We start from the raw sequence: 18,245 nt of genomic DNA on the forward strand, positions 1-18,245 counted from the left end.
CTGTTGATTATCCCACATATTTGATGGATATCCATCAGTGCGGGGATCACAATGGGCAATAGATCGGTGACATCACCGACGAGCGGTATCGTATCCTTTTTAGAATCAGTTAATTGTAAAAAATTAAGAAAATCATTCAACTGGTTTCTCTTTTGCGTTCAGCTTAAGAAAACGAGGCGATGCCCAAGGAGGTCCCAGTCCCGATGGCCCATTCACCCACCACGCCAGCGCCCGCTTACCCCGGATTATTAAAATCGCGGCGCCTAACCTCTCGCCTCTGGCCTCTAGCCTCTAGCCTCCTCCTGCTCCTGTTGGCCTCCGCGTGCAGCCGGATCGTGATCCCCCGGGGCGAGCCGGCCGAGCGGGCCAAAGCCGCCCGGGCCGAAGGGGTCTTCGCCATCCCCGTGAATAAGCGGCCGCTGCCAGACCTGGCGACCAGCGCAACCCTCCCGCGCGCGCTGGAATACGCCTTTAATGCAAGCGGCGAGATCGAGGCGTCCTACCGCGAGTGGCGCGCCGCCCTCGAACGCATTCCCCAGGCCGGCGCGCTGGCCGATCCCAAGCTCGACTTCAGTTTCCTTTTTGACGCCGCCAACCTGGGTTCTTTTACCGGCATCCTTAATTCGGTCCGGATCATGGCCAGCCAGGAACTGCCCGCCAAGGGCAAGCGCGAAGCCAAGGCGAGCCAGGCGCTGGCCGAGGCCCAGGCGGCTGGCGAGAAATTTCGCGCGGCCCGATTCGCCCTGCAAAAGCGCGTCGTGCAGGCCTACGCCGATCTGGCGCTCAACCGGGCGCTGGTCAACCAGACCTCCGATACCCTGCGCCTGCTCGGCCAATCCCACGAAGTGGCCCTCCATCGCTATCACGAAGGAGGCGACACGGTTCTGGCCGACCTGCGCAAGTTTGAGGTCGAGATCCAGACGGCCGAAAGCGACCAGCGCGCGCTCCAGATTCAACAGTCCAGCCTGGTCGCCGCGCTCAATGGCATCCTGAACCGCAAGCCCGACGCCCCCGTGGGCCAGCTCGGCCTGCCCCGCGTGGAAGCTCCCCCAACGCCCGACGCCGAGCTCTTCGCCCGGGCCGTGCGCGGCAATCCGGAGCTGGCTTCGCTGCGCCGGGAGATTGAGGCGCGCGGCGCCGCGCAGGTGCTCGCCGGGCTCGAGAAACGCCCCGATTATACGATTGGCGGCGGGTTGGATAATCCCCTCATGCCCATCGTGACGCTGAGCATGACGCTGCCGATCAATCATGAGCGCATCCGCGCCGGCATTGCCGAGATGCTGCAAAACCGCCAGGCCGCCGAGGCCCGGTTGCGCTCGGCGGAGTTCGACACCCAGGCGCGCCTGGTCATGGCCCTCGCCATCCTGCGCGACGCCGAGCGCGTGACCCGGGGACTATCGCGGAGACATCCTCCCCAAGACCCGCGAGCTGCTGGACACGCAGCTTGCCACTTACGGCAGCGGCGGCGGGGAGGTGCTTGAAATCCTCGACACCGAGCGGTTGCTCATCGACTATCGCAAGCTCGTCCTGCGCGCCGAGTCCGACCGCGTGCGCGCCGCGGCCGAACTTGAGGAGATCGTCGGCGAGGATCTGTTCAAATTCATTCCGTCCGAACCAAATTTTAAGGACGCCCGCCCATGATCGAAAGCCTCATTGAATATTCCTGCCGCAACAAGCTGCTAGGTCATTGTGGCCTTCCTGGCGCTGACGGCCGTCGGCATCTGGGTGATGAACCGCACCCCCGTCGATGCCATCCCGGATCTTTCCGAGAACCAGGTCATCGTCTTTACCGACTGGATGGGCCGCAGCCCCAAGGAGATCGAGGACCAGATCACTTACCCGCTCTCGGTGAACCTGCAGGGCCTGGCCGGGGTCAAGGCCGTGCGCTCCTCCTCCGAATTCAATTTCTCGATGATCAACATCATCTTCGACGACTCGGTCGACTTCTATTTCGCCCGCACGCGCGTGCTGGAGCGGCTGGCCCTGGCCAATACCTTCCTGCCGTCGGGGCGTGGTCCCTTATCTCGCCCCCGACGCGACCGCGCTGGGTCAGATCTTCTGGTACACGGTCGAGGGCGACAACCAGGACCTGGGGCACCCTGCGCGGCATCCAGGACTGGTATGTGCGCTACCAGCTCAATTCGGTCCCCGGCGTGGCCCAGGTCGGCAGCGTGGGCGGCTTCCCGCGCGAATACCAGGTCGACGTGACGCCGGAGAAACTGGCGTGCCTATAACATTACGCTCGGCCAGCTCTATAACGCGATCGGCCGCAGCAACAGCGCCGTCGGCGGGCGCGTGGTGCAAAAGGGCAACGCCGAGTATCTGATCCGCGGCGTTGGCTGGATCCGCAATATGGAGGACATCCGCAAAACGGTCGTCGCCGAGCGCGGCGGCGTGCCGATTCTCGTGGGCGACGTCGCCACGGTCCAGATGGGCAGCGAGTTCCGGCGCAGCGTGCTGGAGAAAGACGGCCGGGAGGTCACCGGCGGCGTGGTGATGATTGCGCTACGGCGAGAACCCGCTCGAGGTGACCCGGCGGATCAAGGACAAGATCCGCGAGCTGCCAAAAGGGCCTCCCCGAAGGGGGTGCGCATCGTGCCCTTCTACGACCGCACGCGCCTGATCGAGAGCGCCATTCACACGGTCAAAAAGATCCTGGAGCACGAGATGCTGATCGCGGCGATCGCCATCATGCTCATCCTTGTTCACGTGCGCAGTGTCTTTGTCATTGTCATCACCCTGCCGCTGTCGATCCTGTTCGCGTTCATCATGATGCGGATCTTCGGCATCTCCTCCAACATCATGTCGCTTTCGGGCATCGCCATCTCGATCGGCATCCTGGTCGACCAGGCGATCGTGATGCCTGGAGAACGCCACGCATCGCCTGACGCAGCAGTTCGGCCATGAGAAGATCACCGGCGACACGACGAGATCGTGGCCCAGGCCTGCAGCCAGGTGGGAAGGCCAATTTTCTTTCCGTCGTGATCATGGTCATCTCCTTCCTGCCGGTCTTCGCCCTTACCGGCCAGGAAGGCAAGTTCTTTCACCCGCTGGCCTTCACCAAGACTTTCGCCCTCATTCGGCACGGCGATCATCTCGATCACGGCTGGTGCCGGCCATCATCCCGCTGCTCATCCGCGGCCGGCTCTCGCACGAGCGGGGACAACTGGATCATCCGCAGCGTCATGGACATGTATCGCCCCGTCCTGGGATGGTTGATCAAGCGGCCCAAGACGGTGATCTGGCTTTTCGTTCTGCTCTTGGCCTTCGGGTTTCGCGGCCGCGCGCAACCTGGGGCGCGAGTTCATGCCGCCGCTGGACGAAGGCAGCATCCTGGATATGCCGGTCACCGTGCCGCGCGCTTCGGTGACCGAGGTGGCCGACGACCTCAAGGCTCGCGACGCGATGGTGCGCGCTCTTCCCGAGGTCGAGATGGTGGGTCGGCAAGGGCGGCCGGGCCGACACGCCCACCGACCCTTCGCCGCTGGGACATTGGTCGAGACGGTGATTACCCTGCGCCCCAGGGAGCACTGGCTCAAGCGCAAGCTGAGGCTGGAGGATGCCGTCACGGAAGCCGGCCGCGTGACCGGCCTGCTCGAGGGCAGGGGAGTGCTCAAGCCTTTTAAATCCGCCCAGGCGCGCAAGGATTTTGAAAACAGCGCCGCCAACGGCGCCCTCACTCGCTTCGACAGCGCCATGCGCCTCGATGTCATGCGCCGCTGGCTCTCCTTTGAAGTAAACCCTCACCGATGATTCCGTGCGCTTTGTCGGCCAGAAGTTGCTGGCCCAAATCGACGGCCACCAAGGCTGGTCCAAGCCCTTCACGGCGGATCAGCGTCAGGCATTCCTCGATAAACTGGTTGCCGACCACCGCGCCCATTTCCTCCGCCATCCCCAGGAGTTGGACGTGGAGCATTAGTGGTTCAAGCCGGCTTGAGCCAGCTCACGCGTGAAGGGCGGCTCAAAGCCCAGGCTGGCGAATTGCTGGCCCCCGTCCCCTCGCGCTGGAACTCGCTCGCTGGGCCGATCAAGGAGACCCTCGGCTTTGAGCCGCCCCGACTTTGTCCGCCAGACCACCAGCGCACTCGAGGATTATCGCTTCAAGAAAACTCACGAGTGGACGCGCCAGACCAACCAGGCGCTCTTTGATCCGGCGATGGTGACATTCGAAGAATCCCTGCTGGCCGAGATCGAATCGGCCGCCGGGATGCAGGGCCTCTGGACCGCCCAGCCCGGCAAGACTCCCCTCCTGGCCGCCGACCTGGCCCGCGATTTTGGCCAACACGCTTTCCTCTGGCCCAAGACCAAGGCCGACGTCGTGCGCGAGCTGGACGAGTCGGTGCGCCAGGTGGGCTGGGCCAACATCTGGACCCAGCCGATCATCAACCGCGTCGACATGCTCGCCACCGGCGTCCGCACCCAACTCGCCACCAAGGTTTTACGGGCGCTCGCAGGGAGCAGATCCAGGAGATCTCGAACCAGGTGGCGGAGGCCCTGCGCGCCATCCCCGGCGCGGTCGATGTCGTTGCCGACCAGAGCATTGGCAAGGGCTATGTCGAAATCGAGGGTCGACCGCGAGCGCGCCGCCCGCTACGGCGTCAGCGTCGGCGACGTCCAGGACGTGATCGAGGTGGCCCTCGGCGGCAAACCGATTACCACCACCGTCGAGGGGCGCGAGCGCTACCCCGTCCGCCTGCGCTATGCCCGCGATGTACCGCGTGGATGAGGACTCGATCAAGCGCATCCTGGTCTCCTCGGGGGGGATGAGCACTCCGCAAGACGCCAGTGGCGCGGGCGCTTCGGGCGGCATGGGCGCGTCCGGCGCGGCCAATGCCGCTTCACCCGCAGCCAACACATCCCAGCAATCCTTCGTCCATCTGGGCGACGTCGCCAACATCAAAGTCGTCGAGGGGCCGGTGATGATCAAGAGCGAGAATGGCCTCTTGCGCTCCTACGTCCAGCTCAACGTGCGCGACCGCGATATCGTCGGATTTGTCGAGGAAGCCCAGCGTGTGATCGCCGCCAAGGTCAAGCTGCCCGAGGGGGCCTACCTGGAGTGGACGGGCCAGTTCGAGCACCAGGTGCGGGCCAAGAAGACGCTGCGCATCGTTTTCCCGGCGGTGCTGATCCTGATTTTTCTGATTCTCTATATCACCTACCACGACCTGACGCACGCGGCACTGATGATGATGGCCGTGCCGGGCGCGCTGGCCGGCGGCGTGCTCTTCCAGCGGCTCTTCGGTTACAATTTCAGTGTGGCCGTCTGGGTGGGATATATCGCCTGTTTCGGCATGGCCACCGAGACCGGCATCATCATGCTCGTCTACCTGCGCGACGCGATCGCCGAGCGCGGGGGGCTGGCGAAAATCGCAAGTCTTGAGGAGTTGGAAGAAGCGGTGATGGCAGGCGCGATTCATCGCCTGCGTCCCAAGCTTCTCACCGAGGGGACGGCCATCGTCGGCCTGGCCCCCATGCTCTGGGCCAAGGGCGTCGGCGCCGAGGTCATCGCGCCAATGGCCGCGCCGGTCCTGGGCGGCCTGCTCATTGCCGACGAGGTGATCGACATCTTCCTGCCGGTGCTTTTCTACCAGGTCGAGGCTAGCCGCTGGCGAAAGCTTCAGGCGAAGAAGAACGGTGGCCTGCTACCGTCGCCTCCGACGCCAAGCGATGCATAATGGAGAGCAATTCGATGAGCAGTATTATCTGGATTGATTATCGAACCGATCAATCGGTTCTCCGGTTTTTCCGATCGGACCGTGGGTTGCCTCGCCCGAATACGGACTCGGCAACCCACGGCTTGGATACCGAACCGCTACGCGGTTCTGGTCTTTGTTTACTTGAGGTCAAATGATGAAAACAGAAAATGACCATAACCACGGCATCGCCCGGAAGATTCTCTTCTTCCTCAAGTTTCTCGAGATCCGCCTGCGCTTTGTCCTGATCCTGCTGATTACGGCGCTGGTCGTCGGCTACTGGGATAATATCCAGAACTATTATGAACGCTGGCAGCGCAATCGCGCGACCCCGGCGGGGCACGCGCATGAGGGTGAGACGGCGGCGCAAATCCAGAGCGAATTCGAATACACCTGCGCCATGCACCCCTTCGTTGTGCGTGATCACCCCGGCAAATGCCCCATCTGCGGCATGGACCTGATCAAGCGCAAGAAGGGCGCGCAGGTTCAGCTTCCCGAGGGCACCCTGGCGCGCGTCCAGGTCTCTCCCGAGCGCATCATGCAGGCGGGCGTCCAGATCGAGCCCGTCGCCTATCGTCTCCTCATGCGCGCGGTGCGCACCTATGGCGTCATCGAGACCGATGAGACGCGCGTGGCGAAGATCGTCGCCCGTTTCCCGGGCCGGATCGATGAACTGATGGTCAACTCCGTCGGCCTGGTGGTCAAAAAGGGCGAGCCGCTGGCGCGGATCTACAGTCCCAAGTTCCTGGCCGCCACGCAGGAATACCTCCAGGCGGTCAAGGCTGAGCGCCAGGCCAACATGGACTCGCAGGCCAGCGCGGATGACAAACGCCGCGCGGGGCAGCTTGCTGAATTTGCCCGCCAGCGCTTGCTGCTCGCGGGATTCACCACGGAGCAATTAAACGGAATTCGTGAACAAGGCAAAGTGAGCGAGTCGGTGACGCTCAACTCGCCGTTGGCCGGTACCGTGCTCGAGAAAAACGCCCTGCCCGGCCAGATGGTCGAGGAGGGCTCGACCCTTTACACCATCGCGGATCTTTCGACCGTCTGGGTCCAGGCGCTCACGATCGAATCCGACCTCTCGGCGGTGAACGTGGGCATGCCCGTCGAGGTCACGAGCGTCTCCTGGCCGGGCGAGATATTTTACGGCACGGTGGATTTCATCTATCCCACGGTCGATCTCCAGAACCGCTCGGTCAAGGTCCGCGTCGTCGTCGCCAATCCCGCCGGCAAGCTCAAGCCGGGGATGTATGTCATGGCGGTGATGCGCTCGCCTGTCGGGCGCTATGGCGATGCGGACAAGGTGGCAAAGGATACAAAAAAGGATCTGCCGATCACGGAAGCCAAGATGGCGGAGATGGGCGCGGGCGAGAAAACTAATGCCCATGCGGCCATGAAAATGGATTCATCCGCGCCGGATTTATCCAAGCAGCCGTCAAAGCCCGTCAAGCTTCCTACCGAAACCCAGGCCGATGCCGACGCCTTCTTGGCCAGGCTCGCCCCCGGCGCCGAATATTATCACTGCACGATGGATCCCGAGGTTGTCTCGGACAAGCCCGGCGATTGCCCCAAGTGCGGCATGCACCTGGCCAAAGCGAACAAGGAGCGCAAGCCGGAGCCTCAGGGGCATGAAGGTCCTGCGGGTCAGGGGCAAGGTCGGCCAGCCGCCGGACCGCCAGTCGGTCAATTGGTGGCCGCGCGTGCGGATCAGCCTTCCACCGAGCAATGGGCCGAGGGCTATTCCTGCGAGATGCACCCCGACGAACTGAGCGACAAGCCGGGCGTCTGCTCAATCTGCGGCTGCGGGATGAAACTTAAAAAGATGCGCATTGAACGCGTCCCTTCGATCCCCGAGAGCGCCGTGGTCGACACCGGCACGCGCCAGATTGTCTACGTCGAGTCCCAGCCCGGCGTCTACGACGCGCGCGAAGTCAAGCTCGGCGCGCGCGCCGGAGCTTTCTACCCGGTCCTCTCCGGGCTGAAGCTGGGCGACAAAATCGTCGCGCGCGGCTCGTTCCTGATTGACGCCGAAGCCCGCCTCAACCCCGCCACGGCGGGAGTGGGAACCGAAGGTGCAGGAAGCACTGGAGGCGAAAACAAACCCGCCGAACATGCCGGCCACCCGCATGGCGGGTGATAATGATCTCGACCGTCATCGCGATCCATATTGAGATTCATTCGCGTTATTCGCGGATCATGGTCTTTTTATGAATTCTACAGCTCCCCCCGCAGCATCTGCATTGCGTGATAGGCCGCGCCGTAGAGTGGCGCCTTGGCGTCCAGGATCACCCGGACCGGGATCTTCTCCATGATCTCGTCAAAACGGCCCTTGTTCTTGAAGCCTTCCATGAACAGGCCGCTCTGCATCTTGGGCAGGATCTTGGGCGCGATGCCCCCGCCGATAAAGACGCCACCGGTGGCCAGCACCTTGAGCGCCATGTTGCCGGCCTCGGTGCCGTAGATCTGCACAAACAGTTCGATGGTTCGCTCGCAGAGCGGCGACTGGCCGGCCAGCGCCAGCTCCGAAATTACGGCGCTGGGATCCTCCCTGGCCATCCGCTCGGTCAGCCAGGCGGGTTCCTCGCCGCGTCCCGTGTCGCGCAGGAATTTGTAAATGAAATGGATGCCGGGACCCGAGCAGATCCGCTCGACGCTGATCCGGCCGAAAATCTTGCGCATATAGCGCAGCAGTTTGTCTTCCAGCTCGCACGTCGGCCCGAAATCGACGTGTCCCCCTTCCGAGGGTGAGGGCAGCCAGCGCCGGCCGTCCCAGTAGAGCATCGCCTCGCCCAGCCCCGTTCCGGCGGCGACCAGGGCGGCGTTGCCGCGGGCGTCCCCGCTGCCGGGGTTCAGGACCATGAAGCGGTCCTCGGGCAAAGCCAGGGCGCCATAAGCCATGGCGATCATGTCGTTGATGATCTCAACCTTCTCGATCTTGAGGTGCTGGCGCAGGCTCGTTTCGCTGATCACGCGCCAGGGGACGTTGATCATCTCGACCTCGCCCCCTTTGACCGGCCCGGCGACCCCGAAGCAGGCCGCCCCGATCTGGCCGGCGCGATCACCCAGAAACTCGCTCACGATCGTCTCGAAGTTTGTGTGCTCGGTGGTGGGGTAAATCTTTTCCAGGACCGGGTTCAGCGGCCCCTGCTCGGGTGAAAAACAAGCCAGAACGATTTTCGTGCCGCCGACATCGCCGGCCAGAATCAAGGGTTCCATCAGATCACGCACTCCTTCTTCAAGACGTTTTCAAAGAGTCCCCATTAAAATGATCCTACAATTTCCAGCTTGTGCAGTCCCGGCAGGGACGGCACCCTGTCAGCCCCACCTTTCAAGGTGGGGTGAGCCATGGGAAAAGGTGCCAGAGTCCCAAAGGGACGACACAAATTCATTCACGATTATTTTGAGCCTTTTGCGCCTTTTTGCGGCGATTCTGGATTTTATGGTTTTCGCCACTGCCGGCCGTCGCGCTGGATCAGTTCGTCAGCCGCCGCCGGGCCCCAACTGCCCGCAGGGTAATCATGTAGTTTCCCCGCCTGTTCCCCGGTCGGCCCGGCTTTCCAGGCTTCCAGCATCGGCGCGATCAGCGCCCAGGAGACTTCCATCGAGTCTTCGCGGACGAAAAGGGTCTGGTCTCCGTGCATGCAGTCCAGCAGCAGCCGTTCGTAGGCCTCCGGCGGATCCTCGTCAAAGACTTCGCGGTAACGGAAGTCCATGCTCAGCGAGCTCATGCAGAGCCGGGGGCCGGGGTGCTTGGCCTGGACCTGCAGGCAGACGCCCTCCTCGGGCTGCACGTTGAGCACCAGCACGTTCGCGGCCAGGTCCTCGGTGGAAATCGGGCTGAACATCGAATGCGGCACCGACTTGAAGGCAATGGCGATCTCGCTGACCCGCCTGGGCAGGCGCTTGCCGGCCCGGAGATAGAACGGCACCCCCTGCCAGCGCCAGTTGTCCACCATCACCTTGGCGGCGGAGTAGGTCTCCACCCGCGACTGCGGATCCACCCCCGGTTCCTCGCGGTAGCCGGCCGCCGGGACGCCATCCCGCAAGCCCGGACCATATTGACCACGCACGATCCATTGATCAAGATTTTCTGGCGGAAACGGGCGGATCGAGCGCAACAGCTTGGCCTTCTCATCGCGCACCCGGTCGGCGTCGAAGGAGGCCGGCGGTTCCATGGCCACCATCGAAAGCATCTGCAACATGTGATTCTGGAACATGTCGCGCAGGATTCCGGCCTGTTCAAAGTAACCGGCGCGATGCTCCACTCCCACCGTTTCGGCCACCGTGATCTGCACGTGATCGATGTAGCGGCGGTTCCAGATCGGCTCGAAAACGGCGTTGGCGAAGCGGAACATCAGGATGTTCTGCACCGTCTCCTTGCCCAGGTAGTGGTCGATGCGGTAGATCTGGTCTTCGCGAAGGAAGCGGTGCAGGCTCCGGCTGAGCGCCATGGCGCTTTCCAAGTCCCAGCCATAGGGTTTCTCAATCACCACGCGCGTCCAGCACGTCGCACCCTCCGGCGCGATCAGGCCGGCCTGGCTCAGGCACTCGGCGACGGAGGCATAAAGATTGGGCGGCGTGGCCAGGTAATAGAGGTGAAGACAGCCGGTCTTGTGCTGGGCGTCCAACTCGGCCAACCGGCCGGTGAGCGCCTTGAAAAAGGCGGGATCGGAATAATTGCCCGACGCGTAATGGCAAAGCTCCAAAAACTCGCCCATCTGGGGCGCGGAGGCATCCTGGCCGCTCTCGGCCAGGGCGCCGCGGACTTTCTCCCGGAACGAAAGGTCATCGAGTGGGGTGCGCGCGCAGCCGATGACGTAAAAATTTTTGGAAAGCAGCTTGCGGCGGTAAAGGCTGTAAAGCGAGGGGAGCAATTTGCGGTTGGCCAGATCCCCCGAGGCGCCGAAAATGATCATGCCGCAAGGCTGCGGTCGAACCTCGATGCAAAATTCACCCCGGATCTGCGTAAACGGCTTAAGTTGGGCCATGAATCAAAACCTCCCCCTTGCGGAATGGGTCTCAGCAGCAGTGATGGCCACCGCCGTGATGCCCGCCATCGTGATCGCAATCGCAATCGTCGTCGCAATCGCAATCCCCGCCATGATTGCAACCGCAGCGATCCATCATCCCCTTGGTTTCCCGGGGGTGGCGCAGACGGGCCTTCTCGCTTTCGAACGGCATCGCTGCTTCCGGATCCACCGCCTCAAGCGGCGGCACAGGAATGACCTGTTCGTGATAAGGCCCGGCCGGGTCGGTCAGGACCTGGAAAGTCTGATCGCTGACGGCGACGCGCTGGCCACGCAAAAGAACATGGTCGGCGTCGTCGATCACGCGCTGCCAGGGCCCCTTGTAAATGATTGCCTGGTTGAGGTCCAGATCCTCATCAATCTCGGCCTTGAAGGCCCGGACCGTAATCGGGCGAAATTCGATCCCCTCGACCACCCGCCAGGGTTCGGCCGGGCGCGCGAGGATCTGGAGGCCATGGAATCCGGCGTGCTCCAGCATTTCCAGGATCGTGTCCTCCCGCAAAGTCCCGGCGGTGCAGCCAAGCATCAGTTCGGGGTTCGAAAGCAGCATTTCCAGCGGGGGCTCCTCATCGCAGACGATCTCGGATAGAATGACTCGCCCGCCGTTCTTGAGCACGCGGTCCAGCTCTTCAAAAAGATGATGCAGCTCATCAGGCCGCACTCGATCGAAGGCGCAATCGGTGATCACCACGTCCACGCTGGCGTCGGCGATCAACGGGCGCTCCAGGCGCATGCGCTCGCATTCGTCCTCGAAGACGGCGATGTCCTCCATCGACCGGATCGGGTGGGCATCGAGCCACTCCTGCGCGCGTTCCAGGTCCAGCGCGAGGTCGTGGGGATACCCCTTGGCGAAGAGGAAGTTGCGATAGCCGAGTTTCTCGCCCATCTCCGTCTGGTATTGGCGCGCCAGGGCCAGCTTGGCGTCACTCGCCTCAACCCCGATCACGCAGCCCTCCGCCCCGACCTTTTGGGCCAGCAGGTAGCTGACTTTGCCCGAGCCCGAGCCCAGGTGCAGCACGGTCTGGCCCTCTTCCACCCAGGGCGTGGGATCGCCGCAGCCGCAATCCTTGTCCAAAAGCGCGCGCGGCAGGCTGTTCAGATACTTGGGGTCATATTGCGCCCGGCTGATCAGATCGATTTTCGCGCGCGGGGCTGCTTTCTTTGCGGACTTGGGGGTTGCTTTAACCTTCCGTTCCGTGGCGTTTGCGCTGGATTCTATTTTCTTCGCGCCGCTCTTGGCGCATTCTTTTTTTTTCTTAGCCATGGATCTTGTGCCTCACCGAATGGATCTCAAGAATGATTGATGATTCACCATATTCTCTTAACTTTAGCTTAAATATACAGAAACGCCACCTGAATCAGGCCGATCAGGAAGCCGAGCACGCCGCCCAGGATCTCGATGGCCCACAGCTCACGCGCGGCAATCTCGAAGATGATCCGCTCCAGGTGATCGAGCTCGAACTTGAGGACCTTGTCCTCGACGATGGCCTGAAAATCCAGCTCCTGCTCCAGTTTGCTCATCATCTGTTCGGAGAGCTCGGGCACGAGCCGCCGCACTTCCTCGAACAGCAGCGATTCAACCTTGGTGCGTACCGAGCCGGAGATGAGCGCCCCCAGCATCGGGTTGGACAGCTTGAGCCGGTTCTGCATGAAGTCCCGGATCCGCTCGCGAATCAGTTCGTCCAGCCGCTCCTGCATATCCTGGCGGTTCAGGATCTCAAGCACGTCGGCGTGGGAGAGCAGGTGATCCTGAACCGTATGTCCGATGCTGCGCGCCAGTTCGGCCTGACGTTTGGGGACAAGCCCCTGGATCGTAATCCCCAGGATCCTGACGGCGCGGCGCGGCCGGAAAATCATTTTGACCGCCAGCGCATTGGTGAACCAGCCGATAAAGGCGCTGATCAGCGGGATCGACACGATCCGGAGCAGGCCGAGTGCGTCCGCTGTTGGAAAATGCATAAGCTCTTTTACCTCGCTTCGTCTGTGGGCGGGTTTGCGCGGCGCCCCTCAACCTTCCACTAGATGAAATGTCCCCCATGCGCGTCAAGAGGTTTCGTTGCGCGAAGTGATCCATTCTGTTCCCAGGGTCACCGGAATCAGGCAGGAGAGGTTGGGATATAGACGTTTGGCCTAGCGGTAATGCACCCATGCCTCGGGGTTGGCCGCATTGTGATTTTGGATGGTGATGAAGGCATCGCTCTCATCGAACCAGGCGGGGTTCCAGGTGCTGATCACCCGAAGCTTATATTTTTTCCCGGCCCAGACCGATTTGGGGACAAAGATCCGGCTGTTTCCGACGCCCTGCGGGTCCCAGCCGAAGCCCAGGTCGCAGAACCAGGCGCCGTCACGCCAAAGTTCGAACCGCACGCCTGTGCCTGCAATCGTGACATTGCTGCGCCAGGCGATCCACTGGTAAGAGCCCGCGGGCCAGGTCTGGCCGCCGTTGGGCGATTCGATACGCAGCGGCCCGCCGGTCACGCTAAACGGCATGTCGCTCTGATCCCAAATCGTGGAGTCCTTGGTGCTGGTTGCGCGTAGCCGGTAGTCGTCGCCTCCGGGCACCAAGGGCAGATATAGCTTCATGGTTCCGTTGCCATCCGCGGCCCAACCGTAGCCCAGATCCGAGACCCGCCCCTGGCTGTTCCAAAGCTCCAACCGAACCTCGGGACCGGTCTGTCCGACTCGGGCCTGCCAGGCAATCTCGATCTCGGACCCGCCCTGGAGGGATTCTCCACCGTTGGGCGAGGTGACGTGAAGCGAGCCCGACAGAATGCCCAACGTGTTGGGGTACCAAGTGATCATGCCGTCGAATTGGGAGGCCGCGATGACATCCTTGTAGCCGTCCTGATTCAAATCGGCGGCCGTGACGAAAATGGCGCCATCAGCCGTGGTGGTGATCGTGTGGGGCGTGAATTGCGGGTCCGGTCCGCCGCTGCTTTCATACCAGGCGATCTTGCGGTCATTGCGCGAGGCGGAGAGCACATCGACCGTGCCGTTGTGGTCCAGATCCGCCGCATGGACGCCCAGCGCGCCATCGGCAAACCCCTGGCTTACGCCGCTGGCGAGCGAAATGGGTTTGCGGGTGAAGGTCGGCGCGAATCCTCCCTCGTTGCGGAACCAGGCGACCTGATCATCGAGGAACGAGGCCGAAAGAATGTCCGCGCGCCCATCGCCACTTGATGTCGAGCATGATGTTGGTCTGCTCGGCGAGGGTGAGCGGCCAGAAGGTGGTGTGCGCAATGACCATGCGCCCGTTGCGCGTGGCCTTGCCGGTGGCAGCGAAAGCCGAGCAGCGCTCTCCGGGCGGAACCGGTTTGTTGGCGTCAAAATAGGCCGGAGGCGTGAGCCCGAGGCCCTCGAGGCCGGTGGGAGCGGCGTGCGCGGCCGGTGCCAGCAGGTCGATCTCGGTGATGGTGTTGGCCGCCACGATATCCACCAGGTCGATCTTGCGGCCCTGATACTTACCCCCGGCGGCCGCGGCGCCGTCGGCGATGCCCTTCATCTCGGCGAGGATCTCCGCATCGAATCCGCGCAGGAAGACGGCGTCGGCGATGGCGCGGGCCTGCTGCCAGCCGAGTGCGCGGTCTTTCGGATAGATCTGGGCGGCGCAGCGATCGATGTAGCCCTCGATCTCATCCGGCATCAGGTAGCCGTGCTGGAAGCCGCGCTCGTAGGGCTGCCCCTCGATGTGGAGCTGGATCCAGCCGGCCTTGGGAAAACGGTAGGCGGGCCCGAACGACTGCACTGCGAGCCTCGTCGGCCACGCCTCTCCCGGCGCGGCCTCGTCGAGCGAAACGCCCTCCACCCAGGCTTTGCCATGGAAGCCGCCGCCGGCGCCCACGCGAACCTCAATGGCGTCTTCAGAACGCGTCGCACGGAAGCGCAGCGACAGCCGAGTCCATTCGCGGTTGCCGGCGAGCGACTCCGAATGCACATCCCAGGGCAGGGAAGACATGGAGAGCGACGCGCCGGTGGCCACGGCGGTGCGGTTGGCGTCCTCGATGGTGACGCCTTCGGTGCGCAGCCAGCCCGAAATCTCGTAGTGTTTGCCGACGCTCAGCTTGACACGCGCCGAGCGCAGGGTGCCCTGGCCAAACGTGGACGAAGGCTCGATGCGCGTGGACGAGCGGCCGCCGCGGGTGACCTTGCTGTCGGAAACGGCCGTCGTGCCGCCGACAGGAGTCCAGGGGCCCGGCGCGAGCAGCGCTGCCGGCAGAGGCAGAGCCAGGGCCAGCACCAGGCAAGACTTGTACGGGGAAATCATTTCGAATCCTTCTCCACCTTCAGCAATTCCTCACGCTGCACGTGCTCGCCCTTGAAGAGCACGAACCAGATGCGCTCGGTGGCCGCGATATCTTCGAGCGGGTTGCCTTCGACAATCACGAGCGTTGCCTCGCGGCCCGGCGTCAGGCTGCCCGTGCGATCGGCGATGCCCAGGGCCGCTGCCGCTTTGGACGTCGCCGCCAGCAAAACGTCGCGCGGCGCCATGCCCGCTTCCACCCACAGTTGCAGTTCGTGGTGCAGCACCGGGCCATGTGCGAGCAGCGGCAGGCCGGAGCGGCTGGCGGGGATGGAGTCCGGGGTGGGCAGAGGATGCGCCGCGGTGCGGGGCGTGAAGCGCGCGGCGAGCGCCCGCACCTGCGCCATCTGCGCCGGTGTGAGTACCTGCTGCAACAGGTTGTCCTTGACGATGGCCGGGTTGCCGGCTTCGATCTCGGCGGCCACAAGCGACAGAGTGGGCAGCGGTTGCGGCCTCAGCAGCAGATCCGCGCCCAGCAGTTCGCCGCTGGCGAGGCGCGGCTCGAGCCCGCCGGCGATCGCTTGCGGATCGGGCGCGGAGGCGACCGCTGTGATGCCGCAATACAGATACGCCGCCAAGGCGCGCTCCATGGCCTTGGTGAGCCGGTCGCCCTGCATGTCGGGCGCGCCGGTGCCGGGCAGCATGAGCGTGACGGAAGCGTCGATGAGGCCAGGGATCACCGTCTTGCCGTTGGCCTCGATGGGCTCGGCATTGAGGCTCCTGGCGTCTGGCGACGCGCCTTCGAAGATCTGCGCGATGCGCCCGCCCTTGATCAGGATGGCGCCGGATTCGATCACCTTACCAGTGCCGGTGAAGATGCGCGCGTCACGGATGAGCCACGACTGGCTGCGGCGCATCTGCCGCGCCAGCTGCTTGGTCTTATTCAGATTCGTGCGGCTGTGGATCTGCCAGGCGCCGATCAGCAGAAACGGCGCCAGCGCCGCCAGCACCCAGAGCTTTGCGCTCGGCTTCAGCTTCTCTTCCTTCTCCCAGCGGAAGAGCTTCATCGAGAGCAGGCAGCCGACCACGGTGGCCAGCAGCAGCCCGCCCAGGCTCTCCAGGTTCTGGGCCACCGTTTCGCCGCGTACGAGCACACCCTGCATGCCCAGGTAGAGATGCGTCGAGGGCAGGAACTGCGCCACCGTCTGGAGCCACTCCGGCATCACGCTCAGCGGCACCGTGGCGCCGGAGAGCATCAGCATGGGCAGGTAGAGCAGTTGGATGATGATCTGGCTTTCGGCCATGGAATTGACCGTCGCAGCGATAATCATGCCAATGCTGCGGAACGAGATCACGCCTGCGCTGATGATGATGAGCAGCGACAGCAGGTTCGTCGGCCACGGCATGCCGTAGCGCCAGTGGCCGAGGGCGAGGAACAGAAACACCGCGGGCAGGAACAGCAGCCAGCCGGTGATGATGCCCGCGGCCAGGATCGGCCCCGGCGTGATGGGCGCCACCTTGAAGCGGCGCAGGATGCCGGTCTCGCGCTCGATGGTGGCCCTCATGCCGGCGCCGAAAAAGCCAGTGCCGAGCACGCCGAACATCAGCACCATGCTGAGCACCTGGCTGGCCGCGCCGCCACTCGAGCGAGCGCCGAAGCCCTCGCCGAAACCAATGAAGAAGACGAGCGGGAACAGGTAATTGAAGAACAGCACCAGGCGGTCGCGCATGGTCAGCCGCAGAGTGATCTTGAGGTAGGCCAGGTAGGCTCGCATGGGTTTCTCGACTCAGTCGCGCAGGGTTTTGCCGGTCAGCTCGATGAAGACGTCTTCGAGCGTGGGCCGCTTGATGTGCAGGTCGTCCAGCTCGGCGCCGGCGGCCTCGAGCCACTTGACGAGGTCGACCACGGTGCGCGCCGGCTTGGGGGCGGAGACCGTGGCCTTGCGCCGGTCGGCGGAAAAGTGCAGCGGAAACTCAGCGGGCCAGTCAGCCGGCGGTTCGTCGGGCATGGGGGCCACCGTAGCCACCTCCACCCGGGCGTGGCCGAGCACCCTCTGCTGCAGCTCGCGCGGCGTGCCGATGGCGATGATGCGGCCTTCGTCCATGATGGCCACACGATGGCAGAGCCGCTCGGCCTCCTCGATGTAGTGCGTAGTGAGCAGGATGGTGCGCTGCTGGTTGCGCAGCTCCTCGATCAGGGAGTGGATCTCCAGGCGCACCTGCGGATCGAGGCCCGTGGTGGGCTCGTCGAGGAAGACGATCTGCGGCTCGTTCACCATGGCGAGAGCCAGCGCCAGGCGCTGCTTCTGCCCGCCCGAGAGCGTGGAGTAGTGCGCCGCGCGCTTCTCCCACAACTGCAGCCGCTTGAGCAGCGCCGCGATGTCGGTGGAGCGCGAGTAGAAGGCGGCGAATAGCTCGGTCGCCTCCTGCACCTGCATCTTCTCGGGCAGGTTCGTGGCCTGCAGCGAGACGCCGATGCGGTCCTTGACGGCCATGGTTTCGGCGGCCGGATCGTAGCCGAGCACACTGACGTCGCCGCCGCTGCGTTGGCGCAGGCCTTCGAGAATCTCGACGGTGGTGGTCTTGCCGGCCCCGTTGGGCCCCAGCAGGCCGAACACTTCGCCCTGCGCGACTTCGAACTCGATGCCGCGCACGGCTTCAAAGCTGCCGTAGCTCTTCTTCAGTCCACGAACGGAGATAGCGGATGGTTCAGGCATTGGATCTGCGAGTCAGAACATGCATGGCAGCCCGCATGAACGCGGGCAGGTCGTCGGGCTTGCGCGCGCTCACCAGGTTGCCATCCACGACAACCTCGCTGTCTTCCCAGATGCCGCCGGCGTTCACGACGTCGTCTTTAATTGCGAAAAACGATGTGCAGTGTTTGCCGCGCAGCACGTTGGCCGAACAGCAGCACCACAAGCCGTGGCAAATGGCGGCCACGAGCTTGCCCTGGCCGTCCATGTCGCTGATGAACTGGTTGGCTTTCGGGTGGCGGCGGATGAAATCGGGCGCGAAACCGCCCGGAGCCACCACACCGTCATAGTCGGCGGCGCTCACCTGGTCGTAGGACTTGTGCGAGACGCACGGGTAGCCCAGCTTGGATGGATACGACTTGCCGGCCTCGGCGGCAACCAGATCGACAACTGCGCCCGCCTCGACAAGGCGGTAATACGGGTACCAGACTTCCATTTCCTGGTAGAGCTGGTCAACGAAGATCGCGACTTTCTTACCCTGGAGGATCATAGAACTCAGTGTAGCTGGGAAGACGAGTGCCGAGACGCGGAA

At 63.4% G+C, this 18,245-nt stretch carries 19 protein-coding genes; 8 read left to right on the forward strand and 11 right to left on the reverse strand.

Annotation, left to right across the window (positions count from 1 at the left end; all coding sequences use genetic code 11):
- Positions 1-335 precede the first annotated feature (335 nt).
- The 4 genes from ACHZCX_RS18825 to ACHZCX_RS18840 are packed head-to-tail and all read left to right on the forward strand — an operon-like array spanning position 336 to position 2,907.
- Positions 336-1,481 (forward strand): TolC family protein, encoded by a 1,146-nt coding sequence (locus ACHZCX_RS18825; protein ID WP_319588764.1) that lies wholly within the window; start codon positions 336-338, stop codon positions 1,479-1,481.
- Positions 1,474-1,641 carry a hypothetical protein gene (locus ACHZCX_RS18830; protein WP_319588765.1) on the forward strand — a complete coding sequence of 56 codons (168 nt, stop codon included), beginning with the start codon at positions 1,474-1,476 and terminating at the stop codon, positions 1,639-1,641. Before ACHZCX_RS18825 ends, ACHZCX_RS18830 begins: the two co-directional genes overlap by 8 nt.
- A gap of 48 nt (positions 1,642-1,689) precedes the next feature.
- The gene (locus ACHZCX_RS18835; RefSeq protein WP_319588766.1) at positions 1,690-2,208 is read left to right on the forward strand and encodes an efflux RND transporter permease subunit; all 519 of its coding nucleotides are present in this window, start codon (positions 1,690-1,692) and stop codon (positions 2,206-2,208) included.
- Between the two features lie 27 nt (positions 2,209-2,235).
- A complete protein-coding gene (locus tag ACHZCX_RS18840) occupies positions 2,236-2,907 on the forward strand; it encodes an efflux RND transporter permease subunit (RefSeq protein WP_319589251.1) in 672 nt (223 codons plus the stop codon).
- A 5-nt stretch (positions 2,908-2,912) separates the two neighbouring features.
- On the opposite strand, the gene ACHZCX_RS18845 is transcribed toward ACHZCX_RS18840, so the two are convergent.
- Complete coding sequence (locus ACHZCX_RS18845) at positions 2,913-3,104, reverse strand: hypothetical protein (RefSeq protein WP_319588767.1); 192 nt, start codon at positions 3,102-3,104, stop codon at positions 2,913-2,915.
- 202 nt (positions 3,105-3,306) lie between these two features.
- Between ACHZCX_RS18845 and ACHZCX_RS18850 the strand changes: the two genes are divergently transcribed.
- Positions 3,307-3,753, forward strand: coding sequence for a hypothetical protein (locus ACHZCX_RS18850; protein ID WP_319588768.1), 447 nt, complete (start codon positions 3,307-3,309; stop codon positions 3,751-3,753).
- Here the strand turns inward: ACHZCX_RS18850 and ACHZCX_RS18855 are convergent.
- A complete protein-coding gene (locus tag ACHZCX_RS18855; RefSeq protein WP_319588769.1) occupies positions 3,710-3,916 on the reverse strand; it encodes a hypothetical protein in 207 nt (68 codons plus the stop codon). The two genes, ACHZCX_RS18850 and ACHZCX_RS18855, sit on opposite strands and share 44 nt — an antisense overlap.
- A gap of 129 nt (positions 3,917-4,045) precedes the next feature.
- Between ACHZCX_RS18855 and ACHZCX_RS18860 the strand changes: the two genes are divergently transcribed.
- The 3 genes from ACHZCX_RS18860 to ACHZCX_RS18870 all read left to right on the forward strand — a co-directional run bounded on the left by ACHZCX_RS18860 (position 4,046) and on the right by ACHZCX_RS18870 (position 7,830).
- Positions 4,046-4,726, forward strand: coding sequence for an efflux RND transporter permease subunit (locus ACHZCX_RS18860; RefSeq protein ID WP_319588770.1), 681 nt, complete (start codon positions 4,046-4,048; stop codon positions 4,724-4,726).
- Positions 4,719-5,675 (forward strand): efflux RND transporter permease subunit, encoded by a 957-nt coding sequence (locus ACHZCX_RS18865; RefSeq protein WP_319588771.1) that lies wholly within the window; start codon positions 4,719-4,721, stop codon positions 5,673-5,675. The genes ACHZCX_RS18860 and ACHZCX_RS18865 overlap by 8 nt, the downstream gene beginning before the upstream one ends.
- A gap of 172 nt (positions 5,676-5,847) precedes the next feature.
- Complete coding sequence (locus ACHZCX_RS18870; protein ID WP_319588772.1) at positions 5,848-7,830, forward strand: efflux RND transporter periplasmic adaptor subunit; 1,983 nt, start codon at positions 5,848-5,850, stop codon at positions 7,828-7,830.
- A 77-nt stretch (positions 7,831-7,907) separates the two neighbouring features.
- Here ACHZCX_RS18870 and glk read toward each other — a convergent pair whose 3' ends face one another.
- The 9 genes from glk to ACHZCX_RS18915 form a co-directional block, all read right to left on the reverse strand.
- The gene (glk, locus tag ACHZCX_RS18875) at positions 7,908-8,909 is read right to left on the reverse strand and encodes a glucokinase (protein ID WP_319588773.1); all 1,002 of its coding nucleotides are present in this window, start codon (positions 8,907-8,909) and stop codon (positions 7,908-7,910) included.
- A gap of 221 nt (positions 8,910-9,130) precedes the next feature.
- The gene (gene zwf, locus ACHZCX_RS18880; RefSeq protein WP_319588774.1) at positions 9,131-10,681 is read right to left on the reverse strand and encodes a glucose-6-phosphate dehydrogenase; all 1,551 of its coding nucleotides are present in this window, start codon (positions 10,679-10,681) and stop codon (positions 9,131-9,133) included.
- 31 nt (positions 10,682-10,712) lie between these two features.
- Complete coding sequence (locus tag ACHZCX_RS18885) at positions 10,713-11,984, reverse strand: methyltransferase domain-containing protein (protein WP_319588775.1); 1,272 nt, start codon at positions 11,982-11,984, stop codon at positions 10,713-10,715.
- A gap of 68 nt (positions 11,985-12,052) precedes the next feature.
- Positions 12,053-12,679 carry a DUF445 family protein gene (locus ACHZCX_RS18890; protein ID WP_319588776.1) on the reverse strand — a complete coding sequence of 209 codons (627 nt, stop codon included), beginning with the start codon at positions 12,677-12,679 and terminating at the stop codon, positions 12,053-12,055.
- 171 nt (positions 12,680-12,850) lie between these two features.
- Positions 12,851-13,960, reverse strand: a complete 1,110-nt coding sequence (locus ACHZCX_RS18895; protein WP_319588777.1) for a VCBS repeat-containing protein — start codon at positions 13,958-13,960, stop codon at positions 12,851-12,853.
- Complete coding sequence (locus ACHZCX_RS18900; protein ID WP_319588778.1) at positions 13,851-14,984, reverse strand: hypothetical protein; 1,134 nt, start codon at positions 14,982-14,984, stop codon at positions 13,851-13,853. The genes ACHZCX_RS18895 and ACHZCX_RS18900 overlap by 110 nt, the downstream gene beginning before the upstream one ends.
- Entirely contained in the window at positions 14,981-16,735 is a 1,755-nt protein-coding gene (locus ACHZCX_RS18905) for an ABC transporter permease (RefSeq protein WP_319588779.1), read from the reverse strand. Before ACHZCX_RS18905 ends, ACHZCX_RS18900 begins: the two co-directional genes overlap by 4 nt.
- Before the next feature lie 12 nt (positions 16,736-16,747).
- Positions 16,748-17,677, reverse strand: a complete 930-nt coding sequence (locus ACHZCX_RS18910; RefSeq protein ID WP_319588780.1) for an ABC transporter ATP-binding protein — start codon at positions 17,675-17,677, stop codon at positions 16,748-16,750.
- On the reverse strand, positions 17,670-18,203 hold the full coding sequence (locus ACHZCX_RS18915) for a type 1 glutamine amidotransferase domain-containing protein (RefSeq protein ID WP_319588781.1): 534 nt from the start codon (positions 18,201-18,203) through the stop codon (positions 17,670-17,672). The genes ACHZCX_RS18910 and ACHZCX_RS18915 overlap by 8 nt, the downstream gene beginning before the upstream one ends.
- Between the last annotated feature and the right edge of the window lie 42 nt (positions 18,204-18,245).

Origin of the sequence: uncultured Desulfobulbus sp. (genome assembly GCF_963662935.2) — a bacterium.
GTDB lineage: Bacteria > Desulfobacterota > Desulfobulbia > Desulfobulbales > Desulfobulbaceae > Desulfobulbus.

What these genes read in the sequence shown, in the direction of transcription:
- ACHZCX_RS18850 (WP_319588768.1), top strand. Translation starts at nt 3,307, where the DNA reads ATGCCGCCGCTGGACGAAGGCAGCATCCTGGATATGCCGGTCACCGTG.
- ACHZCX_RS18855 (WP_319588769.1), bottom strand. Translation starts at nt 3,916, where the DNA reads ATGCTCCACGTCCAACTCCTGGGGATGGCGGAGGAAATGGGCGCGGTG.
- ACHZCX_RS18870 (WP_319588772.1), top strand. Translation starts at nt 5,848, where the DNA reads ATGATGAAAACAGAAAATGACCATAACCACGGCATCGCCCGGAAGATT.
- glk (WP_319588773.1), bottom strand. Translation starts at nt 8,909, where the DNA reads ATGGAACCCTTGATTCTGGCCGGCGATGTCGGCGGCACGAAAATCGTT.
- zwf (WP_319588774.1), bottom strand. Translation starts at nt 10,681, where the DNA reads ATGGCCCAACTTAAGCCGTTTACGCAGATCCGGGGTGAATTTTGCATC.
- ACHZCX_RS18885 (WP_319588775.1), bottom strand. Translation starts at nt 11,984, where the DNA reads ATGGCTAAGAAAAAAAAAGAATGCGCCAAGAGCGGCGCGAAGAAAATA.
- ACHZCX_RS18890 (WP_319588776.1), bottom strand. Translation starts at nt 12,679, where the DNA reads ATGCATTTTCCAACAGCGGACGCACTCGGCCTGCTCCGGATCGTGTCG.
- ACHZCX_RS18900 (WP_319588778.1), bottom strand. Translation starts at nt 14,984, where the DNA reads ATGATTTCCCCGTACAAGTCTTGCCTGGTGCTGGCCCTGGCTCTGCCT.
- ACHZCX_RS18905 (WP_319588779.1), bottom strand. Translation starts at nt 16,735, where the DNA reads ATGCGAGCCTACCTGGCCTACCTCAAGATCACTCTGCGGCTGACCATG.
- ACHZCX_RS18910 (WP_319588780.1), bottom strand. Translation starts at nt 17,677, where the DNA reads ATGCCTGAACCATCCGCTATCTCCGTTCGTGGACTGAAGAAGAGCTAC.
- ACHZCX_RS18915 (WP_319588781.1), bottom strand. Translation starts at nt 18,203, where the DNA reads ATGATCCTCCAGGGTAAGAAAGTCGCGATCTTCGTTGACCAGCTCTAC.